The sequence below is a fragment of the Paraburkholderia ginsengiterrae genome, assembly GCF_001645125.1.
Lineage (GTDB): Bacteria > Pseudomonadota > Gammaproteobacteria > Burkholderiales > Burkholderiaceae > Paraburkholderia > Paraburkholderia ginsengiterrae.
Map to the genome: position 1 here is coordinate 1 of NZ_LXKA01000020.1, position 1,046 is coordinate 1,046.

A 1,046-nucleotide genomic window follows, 5' to 3' on the forward strand; every position below is an offset into this window, starting at 1 on the left:
GCCAGCAGGTTCTGCCATTCGAACGCCAGCGCCTCGCCGAGACAGAACACGTGGAACGTGTCGCCGTCCACGAACACGCGGCCCGACACACGTGTTTCGCCGATCGTCGCGCGGAATTCATGCTCGCCCGTGCCCTCCGACCAGGTGAAACCTTCGCGCACGCCATCGTGCTCCAGCGTTTGCGTTGCGCCGTCGCGGGCGAACGTGACGGTGAACCCGCTGTTGCTGTCACTCGCGTGGTCGATCTCGCGCCAGCCCAGCGTCTGCGTATAGCCGCCGTTCAGACGCCAGTGCGACAGCGCATCCCACGGCGACGCGCCGTGCGCCGTGCCGCCCTCGCGCGTGAGCAGCGCGGCGCAGGCCAGCGCCAGCGCCTCCCTGAACGGCTTGTTGCGCGGCGCGAACAGCGCATCGTGGTGGCGTTCGATCAGGCCCGTGTCGAGATCGGCCGTGGCAAACGGCTCGCTCGTCACAATGCTCTGCAGGAACTCGACGTTGGTATGCGGGCCGACCACCTCGCACGCATGCAGCGCGCGGTTCAGCCGCGCGAGCGCCTCTTCGCGCGTCGCGCCGTGCACGATCAGCTTGGCGATCATCGGATCGTAGAACGGCGTGATGGTGTCGCCTTCGCGCACGCCGCTGTCGATCCGCACCGGCGCCTTGCGGCCCGGTTCGCCGAGACCTGCCGCGTCGATCGCGAACTCCACGCCCTCCGGCATGCGCAGATGCCTGAGCGTGCCCGTCGACGGCAGGAAGCCGCGCGCCGGATGCTCGGCATAGATGCGCGCCTCGATGGCATGGCCGTCGACCTTCAACTGCTCCTGCGTGAGCGGCAAAGGTTCGCCCGCAGCGACGCGCAACTGCCACTCCACCAGGTCCTGGCCCGTCACCATCTCCGTGACCGGATGCTCGACCTGCAGGCGCGTGTTCATTTCCATGAAATAGAAATCGCCCGTGCCGGTCATGATGAACTCGACCGTGCCCGCGCCGACGTAATTCACCGCGCGCGCCGCGGCCACCGCGGCCTCGCCCATTTCGCGCTTGAT

Annotated in this window: 1 protein-coding gene; it reads right to left on the bottom strand. The window is 68.0% G+C overall.

Going from position 1 to position 1,046, the window contains the following annotated elements; genetic code table 11:
- A partial coding sequence (locus A6V37_RS01065; RefSeq protein ID WP_479724546.1) for an ATP-binding protein occupies positions 1-1,046 on the bottom strand: 1,046 nt, incomplete at both ends.